The organism is Bradyrhizobium sp. RP6 (genome assembly GCF_003837805.1).
Taxonomy (GTDB): domain Bacteria; phylum Pseudomonadota; class Alphaproteobacteria; order Rhizobiales; family Xanthobacteraceae; genus Bradyrhizobium.
The window spans coordinates 67860-90633 of sequence record NZ_RQIT01000007.1 but is presented as its reverse complement, the minus strand read 5'-3'; the positions used below and the strand labels follow the sequence as shown (position 1 = coordinate 90633).

The following is a 22774-nucleotide window of genomic DNA, read 5'->3' as shown; positions in this document are numbered from 1 at the left end:
GGTGTCAGAATTTGTAGCCGAGGCCGAGGCGCGCGTTGTTCAGTGTGACCTGCGTGTTCATGACGGGCGAGAATCTCACATACTCGTATTCCACGCGTGCGAACAATCCGTCCCAAATGCAATATTCGAGCCCGAGGCCCGCGGTCCAACCGACAGCGAAAGTGTTGGTCCTGTGCTGGCTCTGAGTCTGCGACTGCGCCGGAACAGCATAGGTATTGCTCGTGGTCGTCGTAACGCCGCCGACGGTTGTCGATACGATCTGCGTGAGTGTCACATCGCTCGTCACCGTGCGCGAGACGTCCATCCGCCCAACCGCGGCGCCGAAGAAGGCATACGGCATGAAATCGCCGCCATCCCAACCGACGCGGCCACGGAGCGAAATCATGTCCTTGACCTTCGCCGCGGCGGTGCCGATCAAGGTCACGTTGTAATTGTTGGTCGTTCCCTCAGGCGGGTTATCCCCAGGCGGGTTGGTGATAACGAGCGAGTTGTAACCGCTCGTCTGAGTGTAGAGATTGCCGAAGTAGCTGTAGGTGCCTTCAAGACCGAGAATGGCATCGTACCATTGCCAGTTGCGGCCGACGAAGCCGCCGAAATTGACACCTTGCGTGTTGGCTTTGTTGAGGAGCGACCAGTTCGCGGTCGGTTGCTGCAGCACGCTGTCGCGGAAGATGTAGTTGGTCAGGCCGACCACGCTCTGGCTGAAATCCGTCGCGTCGGTCGTGTAGCCGGCGTTGCCGCCGAAATAAAAGCCATCCCAGTTGTGGGCCGTCGTCGACAGGCCGTCGGTGAAGCCGCCGCGCAGGACGGGCAGGTCCGGCATGTCGGCCGCGTGCGCGACAGTCACCGTCCCCAACATCGCCGCTGCCAACAAAAGCCTACGCATCGCAACGCTCCATCGACTCTAACTTTCGCTCGTGATCATGCCTCGTTAACCTTAACCAATGGTTGCGGTAGGCAATTTCGTCACTGCGAGCCGTGAAAAATACGCAAAGCAAAACGGCGCGGGATGATCCCGCGCCGTTAAGAGACGTTAAGCGATGATGCTGACGATCAGCCCTTGGTGACGAGCGGCGGCGGCGCGTAGACCGGCGGGCTGTCGAGATTCCAGCGCACGCCGAGCTTGACGTCGTGCGAGGTGAGCTCCTTGAGCTTGATCGAGGTCGGGCCGGAGATGCTGTTGTCGAACGCGCGGAAGTTGCCCGGCGCGGCGTCGCCGAGGTTCATGTAGCTATAGGCCAGTTCGACAGTGAAGCCGGGATTGACCTTGTAGGCGAGACCGGCGTGTGCGGCCCAGGCGAAGTTCCACTTTCCGTTGTCTGCGTAGTAAGTGACGCTGTTGCTCGGGACCCCGGCCGGCACCCCTGCCGCGCCGTAGATCACACCGTCGTCGCGGAAGCCGCTGATCTTGTTGTACGAGCCGCCGATACCGGCGCCGATGAACGGCGTGACGCACCACCATGTGCCGAGATCGACATAGGCATTCGCCATGACGACCCATTCGGACTTGCTGCCGGTATAGTTGTTGGTCTCAGCGTAGCCGGGCAGAACGAGGTTGTTAGCACCGTGCAGGTTTGCCCTTCCGCGCCACTGGCCGATCACGTCGGCACGGAACCAGTTGTTGAAGCGATAACCGACGCCAAGGTCGAAGAGTCCGGCACTGTCGAAACCGAGGCCCTCGGTCGTGAACGGAAAGGCGGCCGCCGGCGCGCTTTCGATGCTCTTGACGCGCTGGTTGGTCATGCCGATGTCGCCGCGCAGATACCAACCGCCGAAATCGGCCGGCGGGGCCGGCGGCGCGTACATGGGAGGGGGCGCCGCGATCGGCATATCGGCGGCGAACGCCATCGACGAGATCAGGGTTGCCGCACCCGCGGCAAGCAGAGACTTAACGCTACGCATTGCTTCGTCCTTTTGGCCGGTGAGGCAAAGACGGGCGCCCCACGTTCTGGAAACTCACGACCCGGACGATGGCAGCAAATGTTTAAGCGCCACTTAACCCTAATTTTTAAGGTTGATTTTTCCTCACCGCACACGCCGATGCGGCGGCAGCGTTGCAAGAATGCAGCGCGGGGCGGGCCGCATTTCCTAACGATGTATGAAGCTGCAATGCAGCGAATAGTAATCCGTTAACGCGCGTGCCGCGGCAGCTTGGGCAGGAAGACCGCGAGCAGCCCGATCGCCGGCAGCCAGGCGCAGACCTGGTAGACGAACTCGATCGAGGTGTGGTCGGCGACCTTGCCCAGGACGGCGGCCCCGAGACCGCCGATGCCGAACGCGACGCCGAAGAACACGCCGGAGATCATGCCGAAGCGGTGCGGCACCAGCTCCTGCGCGAACACGATGATCGACGACGTCGTCGAGGAGATGATCAGGCCGATGGCGACGCTGAGCACGGCGCTGGCAGCGAGCCCGGCATAAGGCAGCGCCAGCGTGAACGGCAGCGCGCCCAGGATCGAGATCCAGATCACGATCTTGCGGCCGAAGCGGTCGCCCAAGGGACCACCGAGAAACGCACCCACGGCGTTCGCGGCGAGGAAGATGAAGAGATAGATCTGGGCTGCCTGCGTCGACACGCCGAAACGATCGATCAGGTAGAAGATGTAGTAGCTCGACAGGCTCGAGACGTAGAGCTGCTTGGAGAACAACAGCGCGACGAGCACGGCCAGCGCCACCGCGACGCGGCGCGAGCTCGGCGCGTCGGGATGGGCCTGAACCGTGGCCGTCTTCTTCGCCCTGATCTGCGGCGCATACCAGTTGCCGATGCGCCAGAGGATGAGGATCGCGAGGAACGCGATCGAGGAGAACCAGGCGATGCTGCCCTGGCCGAACGGCACTACGATCAGCGCGGCGAGCACCGGTCCCATCGAGGTGCCGAAACTGCCGCCGAGCTGGAACACCGACTGCGCAAAACCGTAGCGGCCGCCGGACGCGAGCCGCGCGATGCGCGCCGACTCCGGGTGAAACACTGCCGAGCCGAGCCCGACCAGAGCGGCGGCGACGAGGATGACGAGATATTGGTGCGCGGCGCTGAGCAGCAGCAGGCCGAAGAAGGTCGAGGCCATGCCGATCGCCAGCGAATAGGGCTGTGCCTTCTTGTCGGTGTAGTGCCCGACCACCGGCTGGAGCAGCGAGGCCGTGAACTGGAACGCCAGCGTGATCATGCCGATCTGCGCGAAGTCGAGCGCGTAGGTGTCCTTCAGGATCGGATAGACCGAGGCGATCAGCGACTGCATGGTGTCGTTGAGGAAGTGCGAGAAGCTGATGCCGGCGAGCACGATGTAAGCCGGCCCTGCCGCCTTGGCGGCGGCGGGCGTCACGTCGGCGACGACGACGGGCTCGGTCAGCGTTTCCTCTGAGACGACGACAGGCTTGTTCAAGGCAGCAATCCCGGCGCGGCAGATTGCCACGATCGCGTAGGTACGACGCGAGCGGCAGCAGAACCACCGTCAATCGCAAATGGCTGGGATGCGCCGGTCTTACCCTCTCCCCTTGTCGTGGGAGAAGGGAAGAGGACTTACGCCGCCGCTTGCCCCAGCGCCAGGACGATGGTGTCGACGACGTCCTCGACGAGGATGCGGTCCTCGCCCTCGCCCATGACGCGGATCACGGGCTCGGTGCCGGAAGAGCGGATCAGCAGACGGCCGTGGCCGTTGAGCCGCATCTCGCCGTCGGAGATCGCCGACTTGACGTCGGAATCGTCGAGCGGCTTGCCGCCCTTGTGACGGACGTTCTTGAGGATCTGCGGCAGCGGGTCGAAGCGGTGGCAGACTTCCGAGACCGGCCGGCGCAGCTTCTGCACCACGGCCAGCACCTGCAAGGCCGCCACAAAACCGTCACCGGTGGTGGCGTAATCGGACAGGATGATGTGACCGGACTGCTCACCGCCGAGATTGTAGCCGCCGTTCAGCATCTGCTCGAGCACGTAGCGATCGCCGACCGGCGTGCGCACGAGATCGAGCCCCTGCCCTTTCAGGAAGCGCTCGAGCCCGAGATTGGACATCACGGTGGCGACGATGCCCGGGCGCGACAGACGTCCGTCCTCTTTCCAGCTCTGCGCGATCACCGCGAGCAGCTGGTCACCGTCGACGATGTGGCCGCGCTCGTCGACCAGGATGACGCGATCGGCGTCGCCGTCCAGTGCGATGCCGATATCGGCGCGCATCTCACGCACTTTCTTCGACAGCGCTTCCGGCGAGGTCGAGCCGCATTCCTTGTTGATGTTGAAGCCGTCGGGCTCGACGCCGATCGGCACCACGTCGGCGCCCAGCTCCCACAGCGCTTCCGGCACCACCTTGTAGGCGGCACCGTTGGCGCAATCGATCACGACGCGCAGGCCATCGAGCGACAGGTCGCGCGGCAGCGTCCGCTTGGCGAATTCGATGTAGCGGTCGTGCACGCCATCGATACGGCGGGCGCGGCCCAGGCTCGCACTTTGTGCGAGCCTCCTGTCGAGAGATTCGTCGAGCAGCTGCTCGATCTGCCTCTCGACGTCGTCGGAAAGCTTGAAGCCCTGCGGGCCGAACAGCTTGATCCCGTTATCCTCGAACAGATTGTGCGAGGCCGAGATCATCACGCCGAGATCGGCGCGCATCGACTTGGTCAGCATCGCGACCGCCGGCGTCGGCATCGGGCCGACCAGCAGCACGTCCATGCCGACCGAGGTGAAACCTGCGACCATCGCGTATTCGATCATGTAGCCGGACAGACGGGTGTCCTTGCCGATCACGACCCTGTGGCGATGTTCACCGCGCTGAAACGCAAGGCCTGCGGCCTGGCCGACCTTGAGCGCGAGCTCCGGCGTGATCAGTCCGTTGGCGCGGCCCCGAATCCCGTCCGTCCCGAAATATTTGCGGCTCATATCGTCCCCCAAAGGCAACAACCAGGGGATCCCCTCTACAACCACGGGGTGCCCGAAAGGGCCCCGCATCCCTGATTTGCTGAGGGTCTTATAATGCTATCGCGCCTAACTTGCCTTCAAAAAATATGATGAATCATTACGGAACCGGGCGCGGACCGGCGCAATAAGATCCTGTTAACATTATATTTCCTGCCGGAACGCGGCGCCCGGGCGGAACCCGCTCCTAGCTGGTGCGCTTCACATGGCCGTCCTCGCGGCTCGGTGCCGGCTGGGTGACATTGACGGGATCGGAGCCCGGAAAGGTCTCTTCCAATCCCTCTTCCAGCGCCTCCTCGAGATCGTGCTTCTCCTTGATCTCTTCCGCGGAAGGTCCTGCGTGCGGCCTCGTCATTGCGCCCTCCTGCAAACCGTTCTGCAAACGATTTGGCTATGCATCCAACCATGCTAGATGACCCCGAAATCTTCCGATGCAAGACTTCCGATTAAGACTTCCGAGTAGGACGGGCCGGGGAAAAGACATGAAGCATATCACCTGTATCGACGATCTTCGTGCGCTGCATAAGCGCCGCGTTCCGAAGGCGTTTTTCGATTATTGCGACCGCGGCTCCTATGCGGAGGAAACGCTGCGCGCCAACCGCGAGGACATGCAGGCGATCAAGTTCCGCCAGCGCATCCTCGTCGACGTCTCCAAGCGCGACACCTCGACCACGATCCTGGGCGAGCCCTCGACCATGCCGCTGATGCTCGCGCCGGTCGGCCTGCTCGGCATGCAGCACGGCGACGGCGAGATCCACGCCTGCCGCGCCGCGCAGGCGGCCGGCATCCCGTTCACGCAATCGACGATGTCGATCTGCTCGATCGAGGACATCGCCGCCAATGTCGAGAAGCCGTTCTGGTTCCAGCTCTATGTGATGAAGGACCGCGGCTTCATCAAGGCGCTGATCGAGCGCGCGATCGCGGCCAAATGCTCGGCGCTGGTGCTGACCGTCGATCTCCAGGTGATCGGGCAGCGCCACCAGGACATCAAGAACGGCATGACGGTGCCGCCGGAATGGTCGCTGTCCAAGCTGATCGATTTCGCCACCAAGCCGGCCTGGGTGTCAGGCGTCCTCCAGGGCAAGCGCCGCACCTTCGGCAATCTCGCCGGGCATCTGAAGGTCAATGACGACATCACTTCTCTGTCGACCTGGATCAACTCGCAATTCGACACCTCGCTGAACTGGAACGACATCGACTGGATCCGCTCGATCTGGCCGGGCAAGCTGATCCTGAAGGGCATTCTCGACGTCGAGGACGCCGAACTCGCCGCAAAAACCGGTGCGCAGGCGATCGTGGTCTCCAACCATGGCGGCCGTCAGCTCGACGGCGCGCCGTCCTCGATCGAGGTGCTGCCCGAAATCGTCGATACAGTCGGTGAAAAGATGGAGATCATGTTCGACGGCGGCATCCGCTCCGGCCAGGACGTGATGCGCGCGCTCGCGCTCGGCGCAAAATCCTGCATGATCGGCCGCGCCTATGCCTATGGCCTGGGTGCCGGCGGCCAGGCCGGCGTCGCCAAGGCGATCGACATCATCCAGAAGGAGCTGCTCACGACCATGGGCCTGTGCGGCGTCAACCGGATCGACGAGATCGACGATCATATCATTGCGGTGTGAGGCGTCTGCCAGGATGTCGCAGCAATAATCACTGTCGTCCCGGACAAGCGCGCCCAAAGCGCGCGCCCATCCGGGACCCATAGCCACAGGCGGGTGTGGCTACGGGGACTCGGAGTGACCTGCTTCGCGTGACAACTTTTCCCTGTGGTTATGGGTCCCGGATCTGCACTGACGCTTGTTCGGGACGACGGCCGTATTTGAGGCGGCAGGTGCGCGTCTCACAGCCCCTCACATCGGCGGCGCCAGGCCGTCGCGACCGACGCTGACGCGGTTGGTCTCGAACGAACCGTCGGGCAATTGCTTCATGAAGGCGATGACCTTGGCACCCGGCTTCAACTCGGATTTGTCGCTCGGCACGAAGGTCACCACCGGCGTGTTGTCGGCGACGAACACCTTCTTCTCGCCGTCCTTGTACTTGACCAGCAGCGTATGACCGTCATTGCCGACGACGCTTTCGGCCACCGTCGCATTGGTCATGCTGGAGTTCGGCTTGAGGTCCCAGGGCCGGGAGCCCTCGCCGGTGCCGCGCATGCTCTCGGGAAACACGTGGACCTCGACCGCGTTCTGGCTGCCGTCCGGTCCCGGCACGGTGGTCGCACCGATGAACGAGCCCGGCTTGATGTCGGCGAGTGAAATCCTGGTGATCCCCGACACGTTCACGTCGGAGGCGATGTGAAGCTTGACGTCCTCACCACTGCGCGACTTGACCTGCATGGTGTCGCCATTGACGCTCTCGATCGTGCCGCGCACGCGCGTCGGCACCGGCGCCCGCTGGGCAAAGGCGCAGTAAGTCGAGACGGCCACCATCGCGACGGCGATCAGCGGACGTGTGAAGGTTGCACGTTGAACAGACATGACGGTCTCCGATTGTCCCACGACGGTAGAACTCCGGAGATGGTGTGCTATTCGCCGCGCCCCTCTCAAGTCTTTGTGAGATCGGCCTCGACCAATGCCCGCAACTCGGCCGTGACCTCGGGCCGCCGCCCGAACCACAGCTCGAAACCGCGGACCGCCTGGTGCAGCAGCATGCCGAGCCCGTCGGCGGTCTTCAGGCCGCGCGCTGTTGCTGCGGCCAGCAGCGGCGTCAGCAGGGGAACATAGACGAGGTCGGCGACGACCGCCGCCTGCGGCAGGCGCGCGACGTCGACATCGAGCGAGGGCTGACCATGCATGCCGAGCGAGGTCGTGTTCACGAGAAGTTTTACGCGCGGCAGCACGTCGCCGATCGCGTCCCAGGGCAGCGGATGCACGTTCGGCCCGAACTGCTTTGCCAGCATCTCGGCCCGCGCGACGGTGCGATTGGCGACATGCACGCACCTGATGCCGCGTTCCAGCAGGCCGAACACGACCGCGCGCGCGGAGCCTCCGGCGCCCAGCACCAGCGCCTCCTCGGCCGCTCCCCAGCCGGGCGCGCCGGCGTCGAGATTGTTGATGAAACCCTCGACATCGGTATTGGTCGAACGCAACTCGCCGTCGGCAAACCACAGCGTGTTCGCGGCGCCGACCGCCTTTGCACGGGCGTCGGGCGTCGACAGCGCCAGCACGGCCTCCTTGTGCGGGATGGTGACGTTGGCCCCGACGAAGCCGCGGAGCGACAGCCGCAGCACGAAATCGCGCAGATTCTCGGGCGGCACCGCCTCGATGACGTAGCCGCCTGCAATGCCGAGCGTGCGCAGCCAGTAATGATGGATCAGCGGCGAGCGCGAATGCGCGGCCGGCCATCCGATCAGACAGGCTGCAGGAGCCTTGGTCAGGGTCATCGGTCCCTCAGGAAGTGTGGGAGGCGATCCATTTCGCGTCCCGCAGGCCCTGTCAAGCGCGGCCCGAGCGGCCGCAGGGTCGGTCGGATCGGCCGGCGCGATAACAGCGTCGTCAGCTCGCGGCAGCCTCGTCGGCGGCCCGGCTCTTGATGTCGGCGATGGCGCGCTCGAGGCTCGTGCGATAGCGCGCGCGCGGCGGCGTCACGCCATGGGTGAGCAGCGCGCGGCGGACCGTGGGCGAGGCTCCCGTGATGAACAGCCTGATGCCCTGGCGGTGCGCCTTGGCTGCAACGCGGCCGAGCACGTTGGCCGCGGTCGAATCCAGGAACGGCACCGCGGCGAAATCGACCACGAAGGCCTTGCGCTTGTCGGCGATGCCGTCGAGCACGCCGCCGATCGCCGAGGCCGCACCGAAGAAGAACGCGCCGGTGATGCGATAGACCAGCACGTCGCGATCGACCGCGAGGGCGGGATCGTAGGGAACGCGATCGCCATTGCCGTCGTCAGGGCGATCGGCCGCCACCAGCGGCGTGCGTTCCTCGATGCCCGTCATCTCCGCCATGCGGTGGATGAACAGCACCGCGCCGAGCGCGAAGCCGACCAGGATGCCCTCGGTAAGATCGCGGAAGACCGTGAGCAGGAAGGTCGCGAGCAGCACGACGGCATCGCCCCATGACGAGCGCAGGAGCGTTGCGAATTCGTGCTTCTCCGCCATGGTCCAGGCCACCACGACCAGCACCGAGGCGAGCGCGGCCAGCGGAATGTAGCTCGCCAGCGGCGCCGCGATCAGCATGAACAGCAGCAGGAACACCGAATGCAGCATGCCCGCGAGCGGTCCGCGCGCGCCGGCGCGGATGTTGGTGGCGGTGCGTGCGATCAGGCCGGTGACGCAGATGCCACCGAACAGCGCCGAGCCGACATTGGCCGCTCCCTGCGCCACCAGCTCGCAATTGGAGCGGTGACGGCGCCCGGTCATGCCGTCGGCGACCACCGCAGACAGCAGCGATTCGATGGCGGCCAGCAGGGCGAAGGCGATCGCGTCGGGCAGCACCGCCTGTGCCTTCGCCAGTGAGAACGCCGGCAGGGCCGGCGACGGCAATTCGCGCGGAATGCCGCCGAAGCGTGAGCCGATGGTCTCGACCGGCAGCGAGAACACCGCAGTCGCCACCGCAGCAAAGGCCACGGCGATCAGAATGCCGGGCCAGGACGGCCGCCAGACCCGCAAGGCCGCGATGATGGCGATGCTGACGATGGCGACAGCGACGGCGGACGGATTGACGGTGTTGAGGCCGCCGGCAAGCGCCACGAGCTTCGGCACGAACTCGCTGGGCTCTTTCCCCGCGAGCGTGATGCCTGAGAGATCGCGGAGCTGGCTGGCGAAGATGATCACGGCGATGCCGGCGGTGAAGCCGACCGTGACCGGATAGGGGATGAACTTGATGTAGGTGCCGACCCTGAGCAGCCCGGCGGCGATCAGGAACAGGCCCGCCATCATGGTGGCGAGGATGACGCCGTCGACGCCGTGACGCTCCGCGGTCGCTGCGACCAAGACGATGAACGCGCCCGCAGGCCCGCCGATCTGGAAGCGGCTGCCGCCGAGCAGGGAGGCGATGAAGCCGCCGACGACGGCGGTATAGAGACCGCGGTCCGGCGTCACGCCCGAGGCGATCGCGATCGCCATAGACAGCGGCAGCGCGACGATCGCAACCGTCAGGCCGGCGAAGACGTCGGCACGAAAATCCGCGAGGCCGTAGCCTTCGCGCCAGACGGTGACGAGTTTCGGCAAATACAGTTCGGCAAAGGTCGGCTGACGCAGCTGGTGCAGCCGGCTTGCCTGATCGGTCGTGATGCTCATGCCCACAATGCTCCAAACCACCGTGCGCCCCTTCGTTGCCGAGGTGCGACGATGCGCCAGCCGATCCTGATCCCGGGCACGATCAACGCTCGATCATGCTCCGACGCGGCGCGGCTGCCCCGGCTCCTTCAGGCGAACGCCACGCCCGCCGCCGTCGCTACGGGCCTGCTCGCCGATCAGCTCGACGCCAGCCCGGTCGAACGCCTCGACCACCTTGATCAGGGTCTCGACCACGCCACGAACATTGCCGGTGCTGGCCTCCATCCGCTGGATGGTCGGCAGCGAAACGCCGGCGAGCTCGGCCAAGGTTTTCTGGTCAATGCCGAGCAGCGCCCGGGCTGCCCGCATCTGGAATGACGTGATCACCTTGGCCTCACATATCAGAGCTTATATATGATGCTTAGAACATATACAACGATGTATAATACATCAAATCCGCTCAAATGCAAGGCTCTGTGCACCCGTCTCCCCCATTGGGAGCAACTCCTGTGACGAAGCAATCCAGGCCGGCTCCTCGGAGACAGTCCGGGTTGCTTCGCTTCGCTCGCAGCAATGACGAAACGAGGCGGTCTGGCCGGATGGAATACCGCAATCCCGGATACAGCCTTTCCACCCTCTCCCGATCTGATCGATCAGGGCGGGAGAGGGGGTGAGGGAGGGGCGCCTCCCTTCCAAATCACGCCGCGTGTTGGTGCGCAGCGATGATCTGGTCGGCGGCGCGGCCGGTGACTTCGGCCATGTGGTCGAATTGGCGCGTGAAGCTGCCGGCGCCGGCGGTGGCCGAGCGCAGCTCCACGATCAGTTCGCCGATCTCCGCTTCCGGCATCATCGCGCGGACACAGTCCCAGCCGGTCCAGCCGTCACGGGTGTCGAAGCCGAGAATCTGGCCGCGCCGCGCCGACAGGATCGCATTGATCTTGGCGGTCGCGTCGGTCGGGCAGACGATCTCGACCATGTGGATCGGCTCCAGCAAGACCGGTTGGCATTGCGGCAGGCCTTCGTTGAGTCCGACCCGCGCCGCCGTGCGGAAGGCGAGATCGGAGCTATCGACGCTGTGATAGGAGCCGTCGGTCAGCGTCACCTCCACATCGGTAACGGGGAAGCCGAGCGGGCCGCGCGCCAATCCGTCGACGACGCCTTCTTCCACCGCCGGGATATAGTTGCGCGGCACCGCACCGCCCACGACCTTCTCGCCGAACCTGAAGCCGTCGCCGCGCGGCAGCGGCCTGATGTCGAGCACGACGTCGCCGAACTGACCGTGGCCGCCGGACTGCTTCTTGTGCCGCCCGCGCTGGGTGATCGGCTTGCGGATGGTTTCCTGGTAGCCGATCCCCGGTGGATGCGAGGTGACCTTGACGCCGAAGCGGTCGCGCAGCCGTTCACCCGCAACACGCAGATGCATCTCGCCCTGCCCCCACAGCACGGTGTCATGGGTCTTGGCGTTCTGCACGACGACGAGGGACGGATCCTCCTCATGCAGCCGCGCCATCGCCTGGCCGAGCTTGACGTCGTCCTTGCGATCGACCGCGGCAATCGAGATCGCGAGCACCGGCGGCGTCGGCTCGATCGTGATCAAGGCCGCGGGCGGCGTCTTGCCGTTCGACACCGTGTCGCCAGTCTTGATCGCATCGAGCTTGGCGAGCGCCACCGTATCGCCGGCTTCGGCCGAGGCACGCTTGGTGTCGTAGGCGCCATTGACGGCGAGGACGCCGGAGACGCGCCCCGAGCCTCCGGAGCCGGATTGCAGCGTCGCTCCGTCGTCGAGATGGCCGGCAAGCAGGCGTGTCAGCGACAGTTTTCCGCCGTGCTGCGAATGCACTGTCTTGAAGACGTAGCCGAGCGCATCCCTGGTCTCGGGGACGCCGAGACGTTTCGCCGTCTCCGCGATGCCGGGCGCCTCGTGGCGCAGCGCTTTCATCAGGCGGAGCACGCCGTTTTCGCGCGCAGCCGAGCCAAGCAGCACCGGACAGATAAAGCCTTCGCGCAATTCGCGGGCGAGATCGTCGAACACGGCATCGCGCGGCGGCTGGATGTCCTCGAGCAGTTGCTCCATCAGCGCATCGTCGTGATCGGCAAGCTTCTCCAGCATCGAGAAGCGGGCTTCCTTCTCGCGATCGAGATCGCCGCCTTCGAGCGCAACCACCTCGGACGCCTTGTGCTCGCGATAGATGAAGGCGCGCTCCAGCGCGAGATCGACGAAGCCCTCGATCAACTCGTCCTTCCAGATCGGGATCTGGCGCAGCACCAGCGGCACGCGCGAGGCGGGCTGCAGCATGGCGAGCGTCTCGCGGATGCGCTGGCTGGCGCGATCGATCTTGTTCAGGAACAGGAAACGCGGGATCTTCAGCTCCTCCAGCTCGCGCAGGATGATCTGAAGCTGCGGCAGCTTCTTCTCGTCGGCCTCACAGACCACGATTGCGGCGTCGACCGCGGGAAGCGCGGCGCGCATGTCGTGGGCAAACTCGACGGAACCGGGACAATCGAGAAAGGTGTAGCTGTCGCCCATGAAGCTCGTGGTCGCGGCAGTCAGCCCGACGGTCATCTTGTGATGACGGGCCTCCGGCGTGGCGTCGCCGACGGAAGTTCCGGCGTCGACGCTGCCGGCGCGCGGGATTGCGCCCGTTCGCGCCAGGATCGCTTCGAGAAGTGAGGTTTTACCGCTTTGGAAAGGGCCCACCAGCGCGATGCACCGTGGACCTCGGGGACTTCTGACGTCTTGTCCCATTCGCCGCCTCCTTGGTGTGGAGCTCGGCCCGTGATTGGGTCGGCAAACGCGGATGCTCTGCCCCTCCCCGAGATTTGGCAAGCATCAAACGTCGCTGCGGTGCGTCGTCAATTGGATCTAGTTTTATAGTGCCTGTTGGGTCCAATCGTCCACCGGCGGTGTTCCGCCTCTCCCCAGCGGGAGAGGTGAACGCAATACCAGCGTTGGAGCTCAACGCCCCGGACGCAGTTCCAGGCTTTCAAGTCCGGCGGCGACGTTGAGGCCGACCTGGCCCTGCACGCTGAGCGGCTGGAGCGCGATCGAGTTGTTGGAGCCGCCGACCAGAACGTTGCCGCCAAGGCCGACACCGACCGAAGCGCTGCCCTGCGCGCCCGCGTAATTGCCGGAGAGGTCGCCGGGGCCGAGCCGGTCGACCGGCGCGAACACGCCCCAGGCCAAGGCCGTCTCCTGGGTGATGCCGATGTCGAGGCCGACTTTGCGGATGGTCGCGACGTAGCGGTCGTCGGGCAAGCCGTCGGCGCGCAGAACGCAGCCGAGATGGGTTACCGATCCCACGATGAAGCCGACGCTGGCGCCGCCGCGGCACTCGAGCACGCCGACCCGCGTCATCCGCTGCTGCGCGCCGCTGTTCGCGACGGAGGCAAGAAGGCTGGCGGCGGTGAGCCCTGCGAGGAGGAATGAACGGCGCATGAATGTCTCCGGCGATGAAGTGATGCGAGCAGAGAGAGCGCCCCACCCGTGTTGCGTGATCGGTCTATGCCACAACAGCCGTGGTGGTGCCAGATCGCGCACGAGGATAAGCGTGCAAACAATTAAAAAGGCCCGCCAGAGGCGGGCCTTTTCGATATCCTGTCCGCGGCAGAGCCTCAGCGCAGATTGCCACAGAAGCGCTGGATGCGCTTGCAGGCGTCTTCGAGGTCCGAGGTCTTGGTTGCGTAGGAGATGCGGAACGCGGGTCCAAGGCCGAAGGCCGAGCCCTGCACCACAGCGACGCCCTCGGTCTCCAAGAGCTCGGTGACGAACTGCTCGTCGTTGGAGATCACATTGCCCGATGGCGCTTTCTTGCCGATGGTGCCGGCGCAGGACGGATAGACGTAGAACGCGCCTTCGGGGCGCGGGCACTCGATGCCGTTCGCCTGGTTGAGCATGGAAACGACGAGGTCACGGCGCTCCTTGAAGACCTTGTTGTTGACGGGAATGAACTCCTGCGGACCGTTCAGCGCCTCCACGGAAGCCCACTGCGCGATCGAGCACGGGTTCGAGGTCGATTGCGACTGGATCGTCGCCATCGCCTTGATCAGATGCGCGGGACCGCCGGCATAGCCGATACGCCAGCCGGTCATGCAATAGGCCTTGGAGACGCCGTTCACGGTGAGCGTGCGGTCGTACAGACCAGGCTCGACCTGCGCGACGGTGGTGAACTGGAAGTCGTCGTAGACGAGATGCTCGTACATGTCGTCGGTCATCACCCAGACATGGGGATGCTTCACCAGCACGTCGGTGAGTGCCTTCAGTTCCGAACGCGTGTAGGCAGCTCCCGTCGGGTTCGACGGCGAGCACAGGATGACCCATTTTGTCTTCGGCGTGATCGCGCGCTCGAGCGCTTCCGCCTGGAGCTTGAAACCGGTCGCGGCGGTGCAGACCACCGGCACCGGCTCGCCGCCGGCGAGCGCGACCATCTCGGGATAGCTGACCCAATAGGGCGCGGGAATGATCACCTCGTCGCCCGGGTTGATGGTCGCCATCAGCGCGTTGTAGAGCACCTGCTTGCCGCCGGTGCCGACGATGATCTGGTTCGGCTTGTAGGCGACGCCGTTCTCGCGCTGAAACTTGGCGATGATGGCTTCCTTCAGCTCGGGGATGCCGTCCACCGCCGTGTACTTGGTCTTGCCGGCCTCGATGGCGCGGATTGCCGCCAGCTTGATGTTGGCGGGCGTGTCGAAGTCGGGCTCGCCGGCACCGAGGCCAATGACGTTGCGGCCAGCCGCTTTCAGCGCACGTGCTTTATCCGTGACCGCGATGGTCGCGGACGGCTTCACACGGTCGAGCGCAGCGGCAAGGAAGGACATCATCATCTCCTGGCGAGCGTCGTGAAGCCTTTCGCCTCACGACTCTGATTGGGGGAATGAGCCACCCTAAAACGTGTGCCGCTGCGCCGCAAGAAGCTTCGGTCCGATCTCGGAAAAGTTTACGGATTCACGCGGTTCGAGGGCATGATTCACCGCAATATTCCGGAACTTTGCCGGCGGAATTGCTCATATCCGGCAAGGCCTGTCCTCGGAGCAATTTTGGGTGGTGCGCCTCGCCAGGAAACCGCTCGTCGTCATGCCCGGGCTTGCCGTCTTCGCTGAAGCTTCGCCGGCCATCCCGCCTATGACGATGTGGAAACACTGGCGTCCTGATCCCGATCGTCTATGCGATAGCCGACGTGCTTCACGACCTCGCAGAGCGATGTGTCCGCGGATGACGTACACGTGATCTGAATTGCATGGTCGCGCGGAAATGATCTTCCGCAACATTGCGGTGCGGCAAGGTTTTCGAGTTTTTCTATTGGCTGGCTCTTGCGGCGGATTCGCATCGGCATCATTGTTTAGCCGCCTCGCGGGGCAACGAGCGCCGCGTCTCCCATCCTCGGATTCGAACTGCAGAATGTACAAGCTCTATTCGATGCAACGCTCGGGCAACAGCTACAAGGTTCGCCTTGCGCTGGCGCTGCTCAACCTGCCTTACGAGGCGCTGGAGGTGGACATTCTGCGCGGCGAGAGCCGCACGCCGGACTTTCTGAGCAAGAACCCCTCGGGGCAGGTGCCGCTGCTCGAGGTCGCCGAGGGCCGCTATCTCGCCGAGTCCAATGCCATCCTCTGGTATGTCGCCGTCGGCACGCCGCTCGCGCCCGAGAACCGCATCGACCGTGCCGAGGCGCTGCAATGGATGTTCTTCGAGCAGCACGCGCTCGAGCCGAACATCGGCGCCGCCTATTTCTGGCTGTCGCTGGTCAAGGGCGGCCGCGATCTCCAGACCCATTCGCTGGAGGACTGGATGGAGCGGGGCTATGGCGCGCTCCAGGTGATGGAGAACCATCTCAAGACCAACGCCTATTTCGCCGCGCGCCAGCTCACGGTCGCCGACATCGCGCTGTACGGCTACACACACCTGGCTGACCGCTGCGATTTCGATCTTTCCACTTTCCCGGCGATCCGGGACTGGCTCAAGCGCGTGGAAGCCGCGCCCGGCTTCGTGACCATGGACTGGCGCCCGGCTGACGTCGACGACCCCGCCAGCATCGCCGCAGGCGCCTGACCGCGCACCCCGCTCCGGCGGAATAGCGGGTACAAGGAACGTCCTTGCCCCAATCCCGCCATTTTTGGCGCGGTAGCCGCCGCAATATTGCCGGTTGAAACTGGGAAATTCCGGAAAGTCGCGGGGTGATTCGCTCGCGTGTTGAAGGATTTAGACCATGATACGGGCGTCCGGCACGGCAGGCTTTCAGAGCCCACCCGCTACCGTCGCGTCTTCCCGGCTCACCCACGCGGTCGCGGCCTCGCTCGCCGTCGCCGCGCTCTCGCTGTGCCTGATCGTCGCCCTGACGGTGCTGTCGACCAAGGCGACCATGGCGATGGGCCTGCCGGTCTGATTCCCGTTTCATCCTGGACCTGCCTTCAGGGCGCCGCGCGGCCCGCGCCGACCGGCATCGCGACAGGACGTCGATGAAATCACCTGTGGTAGTCGTTGCAATCACCCTGACTGCGGCCATCCTGGTCGCGGCGTCGCTGTTGATCATCGTCGGCACGCGCAAGGGCACGGGGACGTCGACCCTGAATGCGCCCACGCTGCAACAGCGCGTCAAGCACGCGCACATGGTCTAAAATCATCCGAAAACCCTACGCTTGCACGTAAGCGCGCCTTAAGCACGCCGCGCGACACTGTATCGCTGTGGCGCAACAAATCAGTCAGTGTGGCGGCGTTACCTCGTTCGGAGGAGCGAGACTGGTCCATGCGGTTCGGATGGCGTGCGATCTCCGGTCCGGCGCTGGCGGCAGCGGCCCCGCTGCTGGCAATGTTGTTCGATCGCCTTTCCCCCGCCCCCTCGCCCGCGCCGCTGCTCGTCTGCATCGTGGCTTTCGCCGGTGCGCTCGCGGGTCTAGCCTCCGCCATGACGACCGCCGCCGTCGCCGTGATCGGCGCGGCGCTGTTCTTCCTCAACCGCTACGGCGTTTCCGGCTATGGCGCCGCCGATCTGGTCCGGCTCGGCCTCCTGACCGTCACGGCTGTCGGCACCGCCGGCATCACCGGCCTGATGCGCGAGCGGCTGCTCGGCACGGTCGCGGCCGAGCGCCGGAGCCACGCCACGGCCGCGCGGCTGTCGGCCGCGCTCGACCAGGTCGATATCGGCATCGTGCTGCTCGATGTCGAGACCCGGGCCGAATTCATCAACCGCGCGTTCCGCGATTATTTTGCACTGCCCGACCAGATAGCCGAAAGCAAGCCGCCCTTCATCGCGCTGATGTATCACGGCCGCGACGTCGGCGCGTTCGAACTGCCGGAGGACGAGCTCGGCACCTTCATCGCACGCCGCATGGAGATGGTGCGGGGCGGCGATGCCACACCGATCAACATCAAATTGAGCAACGGCGAGGTGCTGCGCTTCGTCTGCACCGCGCTGCCCGACGGTGGACGCATGCTGAGCTACACCCCGGTGACCGACCTCGTGCGCCACACCGACGAGCCATCACGCGCCGACTACTACCGCTCGCTGCGCGACCCCGCAAACCGCAAGCTGACCCGCTACCTCCGCGTCGCGGAGTGACGCGACGGCGCGATTGATCGGCAGTGCGACCATCACGTATGAAGGACGCTTCATCGATCGCGGGAATTTCACATGTCGCTCACCATTCGCGCCGTCACGAGGCAGGACTACGAACAATGGCTGCCGCTGTGGGACGGCTACAACGCCTTCTACGGCCGCTCGGGCCCGACCGCCCTGGCGCCCGAGATCACGAAGATGACGTGGCAGCGCTTCTTCGACGCCTATGAGCCGATGCACGCGCTGGTCGCCGAGGACGACGGCCGCCTGCTCGGGCTGACGCATTATCTGTTTCATCGGAGCACCACCGCGATCGAGCCGTCCTGCTATTTGCAGGACCTGTTCACGCTCGAGGCCGCGCGCGGCAAGGGCGTCGCCTCGGCGCTGATCCATGGCGTCTATGAACGGGCAAAGCTCGCGGGGTCGCCACGCGTGTACTGGCAGACGCATGAGACCAATCTCACGGCGCAGCGCCTGTACGATAAGGTCGCGGAGCGGTCCGGCTTCATCGTCTATCGCAAGATCTTCTGAGTCCTGGGTGCGGGAGTCCCTGTGGATAACTGCGCCTGTCACCCGCGCGTAACAGAGCAAGGCTACGCTGCACCTGCGTCTGGTCAGGCCCCCCGTCACCGATCAAGCGCCCAAAGCGGTCCCCGTCAGTCGCCGCGTCTGACAGGGGCCGCGTTTTTTGTTCGGGATTGTCTGCATGGCAGCAGCGCGGGCATCAGCTTGCTGATGTTGCGCACGGTCGTCACAATGTGCCGCTGCTCATCTGACAGGATCTCCCATGGAAATTCGTAATCTCGGCGCCTCCGGCCTTCGCGTGTCTGCGGTCGGGCTCGGCTGCAACAATTTCGGCCAGCGCACGGATCTGGAGACCTCGCGCAAGGTGATCCATCGCGCGCTCGATCTCGGCATCACGCTGTTCGACACCGCCGACATCTATGCCGGGATGGGCGGCTCGGAGACGGTGCTCGGCACCGTGCTCGGCGATCGCCGCAAGGACATCGTGCTCGCCACCAAATATGCCAAGCCGATGGCGACCGACGGCACCAAGCAGGGCGCCTCGCGCCGCTACATCATGACCGCGGTCGAGGCGAGCCTGAGGCGGCTCAAGACCGACTATATCGACCTCTACCAGCAGCACGATTACGATCCGCTGACGCCGATGGAGGAGACGTTGCGTGCGCTCGACGATCTCATCCGGCAAGGCAAGGTGCGCTACACCGGCAACTCCAACTTCCCGGCCTGGCGGATCGCGGAAGCCGAGTTCACCGCGCGCGCGATGAATGTCAGCCGCTTCGTCTCCTGCCAGGACGAATACTCACTGCTGGTGCGCGATATCGAGAAGGATCTGCTGCCGGCTGCGCAGGAGTACAGGCTTGGCCTGCTGCCGTTCTTCCCGCTCGCGAGCGGTCTGCTGACGGGCAAGTACCAGCGCGGCGCGGCGGCACCCGCCGACACGCGCTTCGCCAAGGCGCCGGCGCTGCGCGACCGTTACGTCACGCCGCGCAACGAGGACATGGTCGAGAAGCTTCAGGCCTTCGCCAAGGCGCGCGGCCATTCGATGCTGGAGCTCGCCTTCTCCTGGCTCGCCGCGCGTCCGCAAGTGTCGAGCGTGATCGCCGGCGCCACGCGCGTCGAGCAGGTCGAGGAGAACGTGAAGGCGATCGCCTGGAAACTCAGCGCGGATGAGATGGCGGAGATCGACAAGATCACTCTGGGCTGAGCTCTGCGGCGCGCTACTTCGCACCGCGCCCCACCGTCTGCACCACCTCGAAGCCTTCGAACTGGGGATGGCCGAGATAAAGCGGCTTGTTGTCGCCCGCCCGGTGATGCGCCGCGCGAAACGCCTCCGACTTGGTCCAGGCCTCGAACGCGGCGTGGTTCGCCCACACGGTGTGGGAGGCGTAGAGCGTGTGGTCCTCGAGCTCGGGGCCCCTCAGCAGATGGAATTCGACGAAGCCCGGCACCTTGTCGAGATGGGTGTCGCGCGAAAGCCAGACCTGCTCGAAGGCGGCTTCGGAGCCCTTGGCGACGCGGAAACGGTTCATGGCGATGTACATGGGTGATCTCTCCTGATGCTCGGCCCATCATGTCGTCATTCCGGGATGCGCCGCAAGGCGCAGGCCCGAAATCCCTTCCGTCACGGAGCAAGTCGATGGATGGATTCCGGGTTCGCGCTTCCGCCTTCGCTCTTCGAGCTTCGGCCGACAAGACGCGCGCCCCGAATGACGGCCTAAGTCACCAATCCCTTCATCGGCCTTGCGCTTGCGCTGTCGGGAAACACGGTCTCTGCCAGCACGCGATCGGACAGGCCGAACTGGTCCTGCAGCACGCCCTTCATCACGGAGCGCAGGTCAGTCGTCGGCTTGAGGTCGCGGGCCTCGTGGAGGTCGGCGAGCTTGAGGCCGGGCCAGTCGGCGATGACGCGGCCGCCTTTCACCGCGCCGCCGGCGAGCAGCGCGATCGTTCCCGTGCCGTGATCGGTGCCCTCGGTGCCGTTGATGCGCGCGGTGCGGCCGAACTCCGTGGCGACGACGACGACGGTGTCGCGCCAGCGATCTCCCAGGCTGCTTTCGAACTCGGCGAGCGCGCCGTCGAGGCCGCCGAGCAGGAAGGCGAGACGCCCCACAGGGCCACCTTCATTGGCATGCGTGTCCCAGCCGTCGAAGGCGAGCGCGGCGATGCGCGGGCCGTCGTCGGCCGCCATCAGCTTTGCGGCGCCGCGCGCGACCTGCCGCATCTGCGCGACGGCGTTGCCGCGCTTCGCCTTCATATCTTCGCCGGCCGCGACCTTGTCGAGCTGGAGGCCTTGCGACAACGCCGAGGCCAGCGTGGGATCGCGGTGACGGTAGAGCTCGACGAGGCGCATCGCGGTGTCGTCATCCGCCTGCGGCAGCGCCACGGGCGCCCAGCCGACGGTCGGCGCATTGCCGCGCAGCACCAGCGGCGTGGTCGGCCCGACGGCGAGACCGCTCGACACGCGTTCGCCGCGCGGCAGCGCTTCAAGCGCGCGGTTGAGCCAGCCGGACTGCACGCGGCCCGGTCCGGCATAGCCGCTTTCGAGCACGTCCTGGCCGTCGAAATGCGAGCGGTCGCGATAAGGCGTCGCCACCGCATGGATCACTGCCGCGTGCCTGTCGCGATACATGCGCGCAAATTCCGGCATCGCCGGATGCAGCGCGAAGAAGGAATCGAGCATGATCGCGGGATGCGCACCATCCGCGGTGAGCGCGATCGAGCCGTGCAGGCCGGCATAGTCGGGGTCGCCGATCGGCCCGACGGTCGAGAGACCGTCGAGCGCGCCGCGCAGGATCACCACGATCAAGCGCGGATCGTGCCGATCGGCGGCGCGGGCGAATTTCGGCAGGTAAGCCCAGGCTGCAAAGGAAGCGCCGCCAAGCAAGAGGCCGCGGCGCGAGGTGAGGAGGCGGTTCTCGACGCAGTCGATCATCCTCATCTCCTCTGCATTTCCGGCGACATCAACAGCAGCGCCAGCGCCTGTTGTCGCGACTCCGCGCGCTCGATGGTTTTACGCGTTTCGATCGAGGCCGCGTCGGCAGCGGCAAATTCCAGCAAGTCGCGCGGATCGACGTTGTTGCCGAGCCGCGCGCCGATCTGCGCCGCGATGTCCAGCCTGAGCTTGATGCCTTCGGGCGCGGCCCAGGCGGCATTGGTGTCGGGAAAACCATTGGGGCCGGGCGGCGACCATAGCGGCTGACCGAGCAGGTTGAGGCCGTTGAGATAGCGGCTCGGATCCTCCGGCACCTGCGCGAGCAGCCGGCCGCTCGCGACCAGGAAATCGTAAGGCGAGCGCATCTTGGTCAGCGGCGCCTTCCACGCTTCGTCGGAATCGACCAGCGCCATGGCAAGCGCCTTGAGATCGCCGTCGGTCTTGACGAAGACGTCGCGCAGGCGCGCAACGAGCGCCGGCGGCGGATCATCTGCGACGAAGTGACGGACGAATTTGGTGGCGATGAAATTCGCGGTCGACGGATGCCGCGCGAGGTCGGCGAGCGCGGCTTCGCCCTGTGCGCGCCCGGTGGCCTCGTAGGTCTTGCCGAGCAGGACTTGCGGCCCGGGCTGATGCGCATTGGCGTTGAAGACGAAGGAGCCGGGTGACCCCAACTGCCCCTGCCGGCCGGCAAAGGTCCACCCCGTGATGATGCGCGCGAGCGAGGTGACGTCGCCTTGCGTGTAGCCGCCGCCGACGCCGAGCGTATGCAACTCCATGATCTCGCGCGCGAGATTTTCGTTCAGCCCGCGCTTGCGGTTTTGCCCGGCGCGCGAATCCGGACCGAGCGATTGCTGGTTGTCGAGAAAGAACAGCATCGCCGGGTGCTGCTCGACCGAATTGAGCATGTCGGCGAAGCGCCCGAGCACGTGCGGCCGGATTGCCTCGCGCTCGAATGCACCGGCCCAGATCCGCGCCAGTTCGCCCTTGCTGGCGGAGATGCAGAAATGGTTGGACCAGAACGCGACGAGGCGCTCGGTGAAGCCGCACTCGGCAAGCGTCGCGCGCTGCAGCCGAGCCAGCGCTTCCGCACGAAACGTCTTTTGAATCACGTTGAGCGGCGCCGGCTTTGCCGCCGTCGGTGCTGCCGCGTTGGGCTGCATGGCGTCCGGCTTTGTCCCATTGTCCGCAGGCTTCGCCTCCGCCATCTGGCCCGCGGTCGCCGTCGCGTTCAGCGAGGGATTGCGGCGGAGCCCGGCGTTCGGTTCGGTCGGCGCGGGCGACGGCGTCTCAGCGGGCGCGGCGGCCTTCGCTGCCTCGCGCGCCCGTCTGACCTCGTCCTGATAGGCAAAGACGGCCTGCCCGAGTTGCGGCGTCGATTGCAGTCCCGGCGCTTCCAGCAGCATGCCGTTGGCACGCGCGAGCTCCGCCTTCACGAAGCCCCGCGGGTCGGATGCTGCGTTGACGAGATCGCCCGACGCTCCGCCGCGGGCGCCGAAGCCAAAGCGGTTGAGCGCGACGAGGGCGGCTTGCGAATCGCGGGCCATCGGTGATGTGTCCTTCGCGCGTTGGAGCCGCTTTCCTGATGCGTGCGCGGCGCGTAATATACCGCAGCGACAGATGAACCCGACATGAAAATGACGGCGAAGCTTCGGCG

Annotated in this window: 22 protein-coding genes; 7 read left to right on the top strand and 15 right to left on the bottom strand. The window is 65.3% G+C overall.

Features of this window, described 5'->3' with window-relative positions; translation table 11 throughout:
- Nucleotides 1-4 precede the first annotated feature (4 nt).
- The 5 genes from EHH60_RS16015 to EHH60_RS37555 all read right to left on the bottom strand — a co-directional run bounded on the left by EHH60_RS16015 (nt 5) and on the right by EHH60_RS37555 (nt 5252).
- A complete protein-coding gene (locus EHH60_RS16015) occupies nt 5-886 on the bottom strand; it encodes an outer membrane protein (RefSeq protein WP_124160425.1) in 882 nt (293 codons plus the stop codon).
- A 167-nt stretch (nt 887-1053) separates the two neighbouring features.
- Nucleotides 1054-1902 (bottom strand): outer membrane protein, encoded by an 849-nt coding sequence (locus EHH60_RS16010; protein ID WP_124160424.1) that lies wholly within the window; start codon nt 1900-1902, stop codon nt 1054-1056.
- A 227-nt stretch (nt 1903-2129) separates the two neighbouring features.
- Nucleotides 2130-3380 carry an MFS transporter gene (locus tag EHH60_RS16005; RefSeq protein WP_199751505.1) on the bottom strand — a complete coding sequence of 417 codons (1251 nt, stop codon included), beginning with the start codon at nt 3378-3380 and terminating at the stop codon, nt 2130-2132.
- 137 nt (nt 3381-3517) lie between these two features.
- Nucleotides 3518-4861: a phosphoglucosamine mutase gene (gene glmM, locus EHH60_RS16000; RefSeq protein WP_124160422.1), complete on the bottom strand. Its 1344-nt coding sequence runs from the start codon at nt 4859-4861 to the stop codon at nt 3518-3520.
- Between the two features lie 223 nt (nt 4862-5084).
- Nucleotides 5085-5252 (bottom strand): hypothetical protein, encoded by a 168-nt coding sequence (locus EHH60_RS37555; RefSeq protein ID WP_199751504.1) that lies wholly within the window; start codon nt 5250-5252, stop codon nt 5085-5087.
- A 127-nt stretch (nt 5253-5379) separates the two neighbouring features.
- Here EHH60_RS37555 and EHH60_RS15995 point away from each other — a divergent pair, with 127 nt between their 5' ends.
- Nucleotides 5380-6516, top strand: a complete 1137-nt coding sequence (locus EHH60_RS15995) for an alpha-hydroxy acid oxidase (protein ID WP_124160421.1) — start codon at nt 5380-5382, stop codon at nt 6514-6516.
- A 228-nt stretch (nt 6517-6744) separates the two neighbouring features.
- Here EHH60_RS15995 and EHH60_RS15990 read toward each other — a convergent pair whose 3' ends face one another.
- From EHH60_RS15990 to EHH60_RS15960, 7 genes are all read right to left on the bottom strand, one after another.
- On the bottom strand, nt 6745-7371 hold the full coding sequence (locus tag EHH60_RS15990) for a hypothetical protein (protein WP_165935879.1): 627 nt from the start codon (nt 7369-7371) through the stop codon (nt 6745-6747).
- Nucleotides 7372-7436: 65 nt separating this feature from the next.
- A complete protein-coding gene (locus tag EHH60_RS15985) occupies nt 7437-8276 on the bottom strand; it encodes a shikimate dehydrogenase (protein ID WP_199751503.1) in 840 nt (279 codons plus the stop codon).
- A gap of 112 nt (nt 8277-8388) precedes the next feature.
- Complete coding sequence (locus EHH60_RS15980) at nt 8389-10131, bottom strand: SulP family inorganic anion transporter (RefSeq protein WP_124160418.1); 1743 nt, start codon at nt 10129-10131, stop codon at nt 8389-8391.
- A gap of 93 nt (nt 10132-10224) precedes the next feature.
- The gene (locus EHH60_RS15975) at nt 10225-10497 is read right to left on the bottom strand and encodes a helix-turn-helix domain-containing protein (RefSeq protein WP_124160417.1); all 273 of its coding nucleotides are present in this window, start codon (nt 10495-10497) and stop codon (nt 10225-10227) included.
- Between the two features lie 310 nt (nt 10498-10807).
- Nucleotides 10808-12856 (bottom strand): elongation factor G, encoded by a 2049-nt coding sequence (locus EHH60_RS15970; protein WP_124160416.1) that lies wholly within the window; start codon nt 12854-12856, stop codon nt 10808-10810.
- Nucleotides 12857-13066: 210 nt separating this feature from the next.
- Nucleotides 13067-13546 (bottom strand): DUF992 domain-containing protein, encoded by a 480-nt coding sequence (locus EHH60_RS15965; protein ID WP_124160415.1) that lies wholly within the window; start codon nt 13544-13546, stop codon nt 13067-13069.
- Between the two features lie 176 nt (nt 13547-13722).
- Nucleotides 13723-14925 (bottom strand): pyridoxal phosphate-dependent aminotransferase, encoded by a 1203-nt coding sequence (locus tag EHH60_RS15960; RefSeq protein WP_124160414.1) that lies wholly within the window; start codon nt 14923-14925, stop codon nt 13723-13725.
- 580 nt (nt 14926-15505) lie between these two features.
- Between EHH60_RS15960 and EHH60_RS15950 the strand changes: the two genes are divergently transcribed.
- From EHH60_RS15950 to EHH60_RS15930, 6 genes are all read left to right on the top strand, one after another.
- Entirely contained in the window at nt 15506-16156 is a 651-nt protein-coding gene (locus EHH60_RS15950) for a glutathione S-transferase family protein (protein WP_124160412.1), read from the top strand.
- Nucleotides 16157-16313: 157 nt separating this feature from the next.
- The gene (locus EHH60_RS37550; RefSeq protein ID WP_199751502.1) at nt 16314-16490 is read left to right on the top strand and encodes a hypothetical protein; all 177 of its coding nucleotides are present in this window, start codon (nt 16314-16316) and stop codon (nt 16488-16490) included.
- 73 nt (nt 16491-16563) lie between these two features.
- Nucleotides 16564-16722 carry a hypothetical protein gene (locus EHH60_RS15945; protein WP_061877464.1) on the top strand — a complete coding sequence of 53 codons (159 nt, stop codon included), beginning with the start codon at nt 16564-16566 and terminating at the stop codon, nt 16720-16722.
- Nucleotides 16723-16850: 128 nt separating this feature from the next.
- Nucleotides 16851-17663, top strand: a complete 813-nt coding sequence (locus tag EHH60_RS15940) for a PAS-domain containing protein (protein ID WP_124160411.1) — start codon at nt 16851-16853, stop codon at nt 17661-17663.
- 72 nt (nt 17664-17735) lie between these two features.
- Nucleotides 17736-18191 carry a GNAT family N-acetyltransferase gene (locus EHH60_RS15935; RefSeq protein ID WP_124160410.1) on the top strand — a complete coding sequence of 152 codons (456 nt, stop codon included), beginning with the start codon at nt 17736-17738 and terminating at the stop codon, nt 18189-18191.
- A gap of 256 nt (nt 18192-18447) precedes the next feature.
- Complete coding sequence (locus tag EHH60_RS15930) at nt 18448-19389, top strand: aldo/keto reductase (RefSeq protein ID WP_124160409.1); 942 nt, start codon at nt 18448-18450, stop codon at nt 19387-19389.
- 13 nt (nt 19390-19402) lie between these two features.
- Here EHH60_RS15930 and hmuQ read toward each other — a convergent pair whose 3' ends face one another.
- The 3 genes from hmuQ to EHH60_RS15915 form a co-directional block, all read right to left on the bottom strand.
- Complete coding sequence (hmuQ, locus tag EHH60_RS15925; protein ID WP_035710403.1) at nt 19403-19726, bottom strand: heme-degrading protein HmuQ; 324 nt, start codon at nt 19724-19726, stop codon at nt 19403-19405.
- A 173-nt stretch (nt 19727-19899) separates the two neighbouring features.
- Entirely contained in the window at nt 19900-21117 is a 1218-nt protein-coding gene (locus EHH60_RS15920) for a DUF1501 domain-containing protein (protein ID WP_199751501.1), read from the bottom strand.
- Between the two features lie 2 nt (nt 21118-21119).
- Nucleotides 21120-22664, bottom strand: coding sequence for a DUF1800 domain-containing protein (locus tag EHH60_RS15915; protein ID WP_124160407.1), 1545 nt, complete (start codon nt 22662-22664; stop codon nt 21120-21122).
- Nucleotides 22665-22774 lie beyond the last annotated feature (110 nt).

What these genes read in the sequence shown, in the direction of transcription:
- EHH60_RS16015 (WP_124160425.1), bottom strand. Translation starts at nt 886, where the DNA reads ATGCGTAGGCTTTTGTTGGCAGCGGCGATGTTGGGGACGGTGACTGTC.
- EHH60_RS16010 (WP_124160424.1), bottom strand. Translation starts at nt 1,902, where the DNA reads ATGCGTAGCGTTAAGTCTCTGCTTGCCGCGGGTGCGGCAACCCTGATC.
- glmM (WP_124160422.1), bottom strand. Translation starts at nt 4,861, where the DNA reads ATGAGCCGCAAATATTTCGGGACGGACGGGATTCGGGGCCGCGCCAAC.
- EHH60_RS37555 (WP_199751504.1), bottom strand. Translation starts at nt 5,252, where the DNA reads ATGACGAGGCCGCACGCAGGACCTTCCGCGGAAGAGATCAAGGAGAAG.
- EHH60_RS15995 (WP_124160421.1), top strand. Translation starts at nt 5,380, where the DNA reads ATGAAGCATATCACCTGTATCGACGATCTTCGTGCGCTGCATAAGCGC.
- EHH60_RS15990 (WP_165935879.1), bottom strand. Translation starts at nt 7,371, where the DNA reads ATGTCTGTTCAACGTGCAACCTTCACACGTCCGCTGATCGCCGTCGCG.
- EHH60_RS15985 (WP_199751503.1), bottom strand. Translation starts at nt 8,276, where the DNA reads ATGACCCTGACCAAGGCTCCTGCAGCCTGTCTGATCGGATGGCCGGCC.
- EHH60_RS15980 (WP_124160418.1), bottom strand. Translation starts at nt 10,131, where the DNA reads ATGAGCATCACGACCGATCAGGCAAGCCGGCTGCACCAGCTGCGTCAG.
- EHH60_RS15970 (WP_124160416.1), bottom strand. Translation starts at nt 12,856, where the DNA reads ATGGGACAAGACGTCAGAAGTCCCCGAGGTCCACGGTGCATCGCGCTG.
- EHH60_RS15965 (WP_124160415.1), bottom strand. Translation starts at nt 13,546, where the DNA reads ATGCGCCGTTCATTCCTCCTCGCAGGGCTCACCGCCGCCAGCCTTCTT.
- EHH60_RS15960 (WP_124160414.1), bottom strand. Translation starts at nt 14,925, where the DNA reads ATGTCCTTCCTTGCCGCTGCGCTCGACCGTGTGAAGCCGTCCGCGACC.
- EHH60_RS15950 (WP_124160412.1), top strand. Translation starts at nt 15,506, where the DNA reads ATGTACAAGCTCTATTCGATGCAACGCTCGGGCAACAGCTACAAGGTT.
- EHH60_RS37550 (WP_199751502.1), top strand. Translation starts at nt 16,314, where the DNA reads ATGATACGGGCGTCCGGCACGGCAGGCTTTCAGAGCCCACCCGCTACC.
- EHH60_RS15945 (WP_061877464.1), top strand. Translation starts at nt 16,564, where the DNA reads ATGAAATCACCTGTGGTAGTCGTTGCAATCACCCTGACTGCGGCCATC.
- EHH60_RS15940 (WP_124160411.1), top strand. Translation starts at nt 16,851, where the DNA reads ATGCGGTTCGGATGGCGTGCGATCTCCGGTCCGGCGCTGGCGGCAGCG.
- EHH60_RS15935 (WP_124160410.1), top strand. Translation starts at nt 17,736, where the DNA reads ATGTCGCTCACCATTCGCGCCGTCACGAGGCAGGACTACGAACAATGG.
- EHH60_RS15930 (WP_124160409.1), top strand. Translation starts at nt 18,448, where the DNA reads ATGGAAATTCGTAATCTCGGCGCCTCCGGCCTTCGCGTGTCTGCGGTC.
- hmuQ (WP_035710403.1), bottom strand. Translation starts at nt 19,726, where the DNA reads ATGTACATCGCCATGAACCGTTTCCGCGTCGCCAAGGGCTCCGAAGCC.
- EHH60_RS15920 (WP_199751501.1), bottom strand. Translation starts at nt 21,117, where the DNA reads ATGATCGACTGCGTCGAGAACCGCCTCCTCACCTCGCGCCGCGGCCTC.
- EHH60_RS15915 (WP_124160407.1), bottom strand. Translation starts at nt 22,664, where the DNA reads ATGGCCCGCGATTCGCAAGCCGCCCTCGTCGCGCTCAACCGCTTTGGC.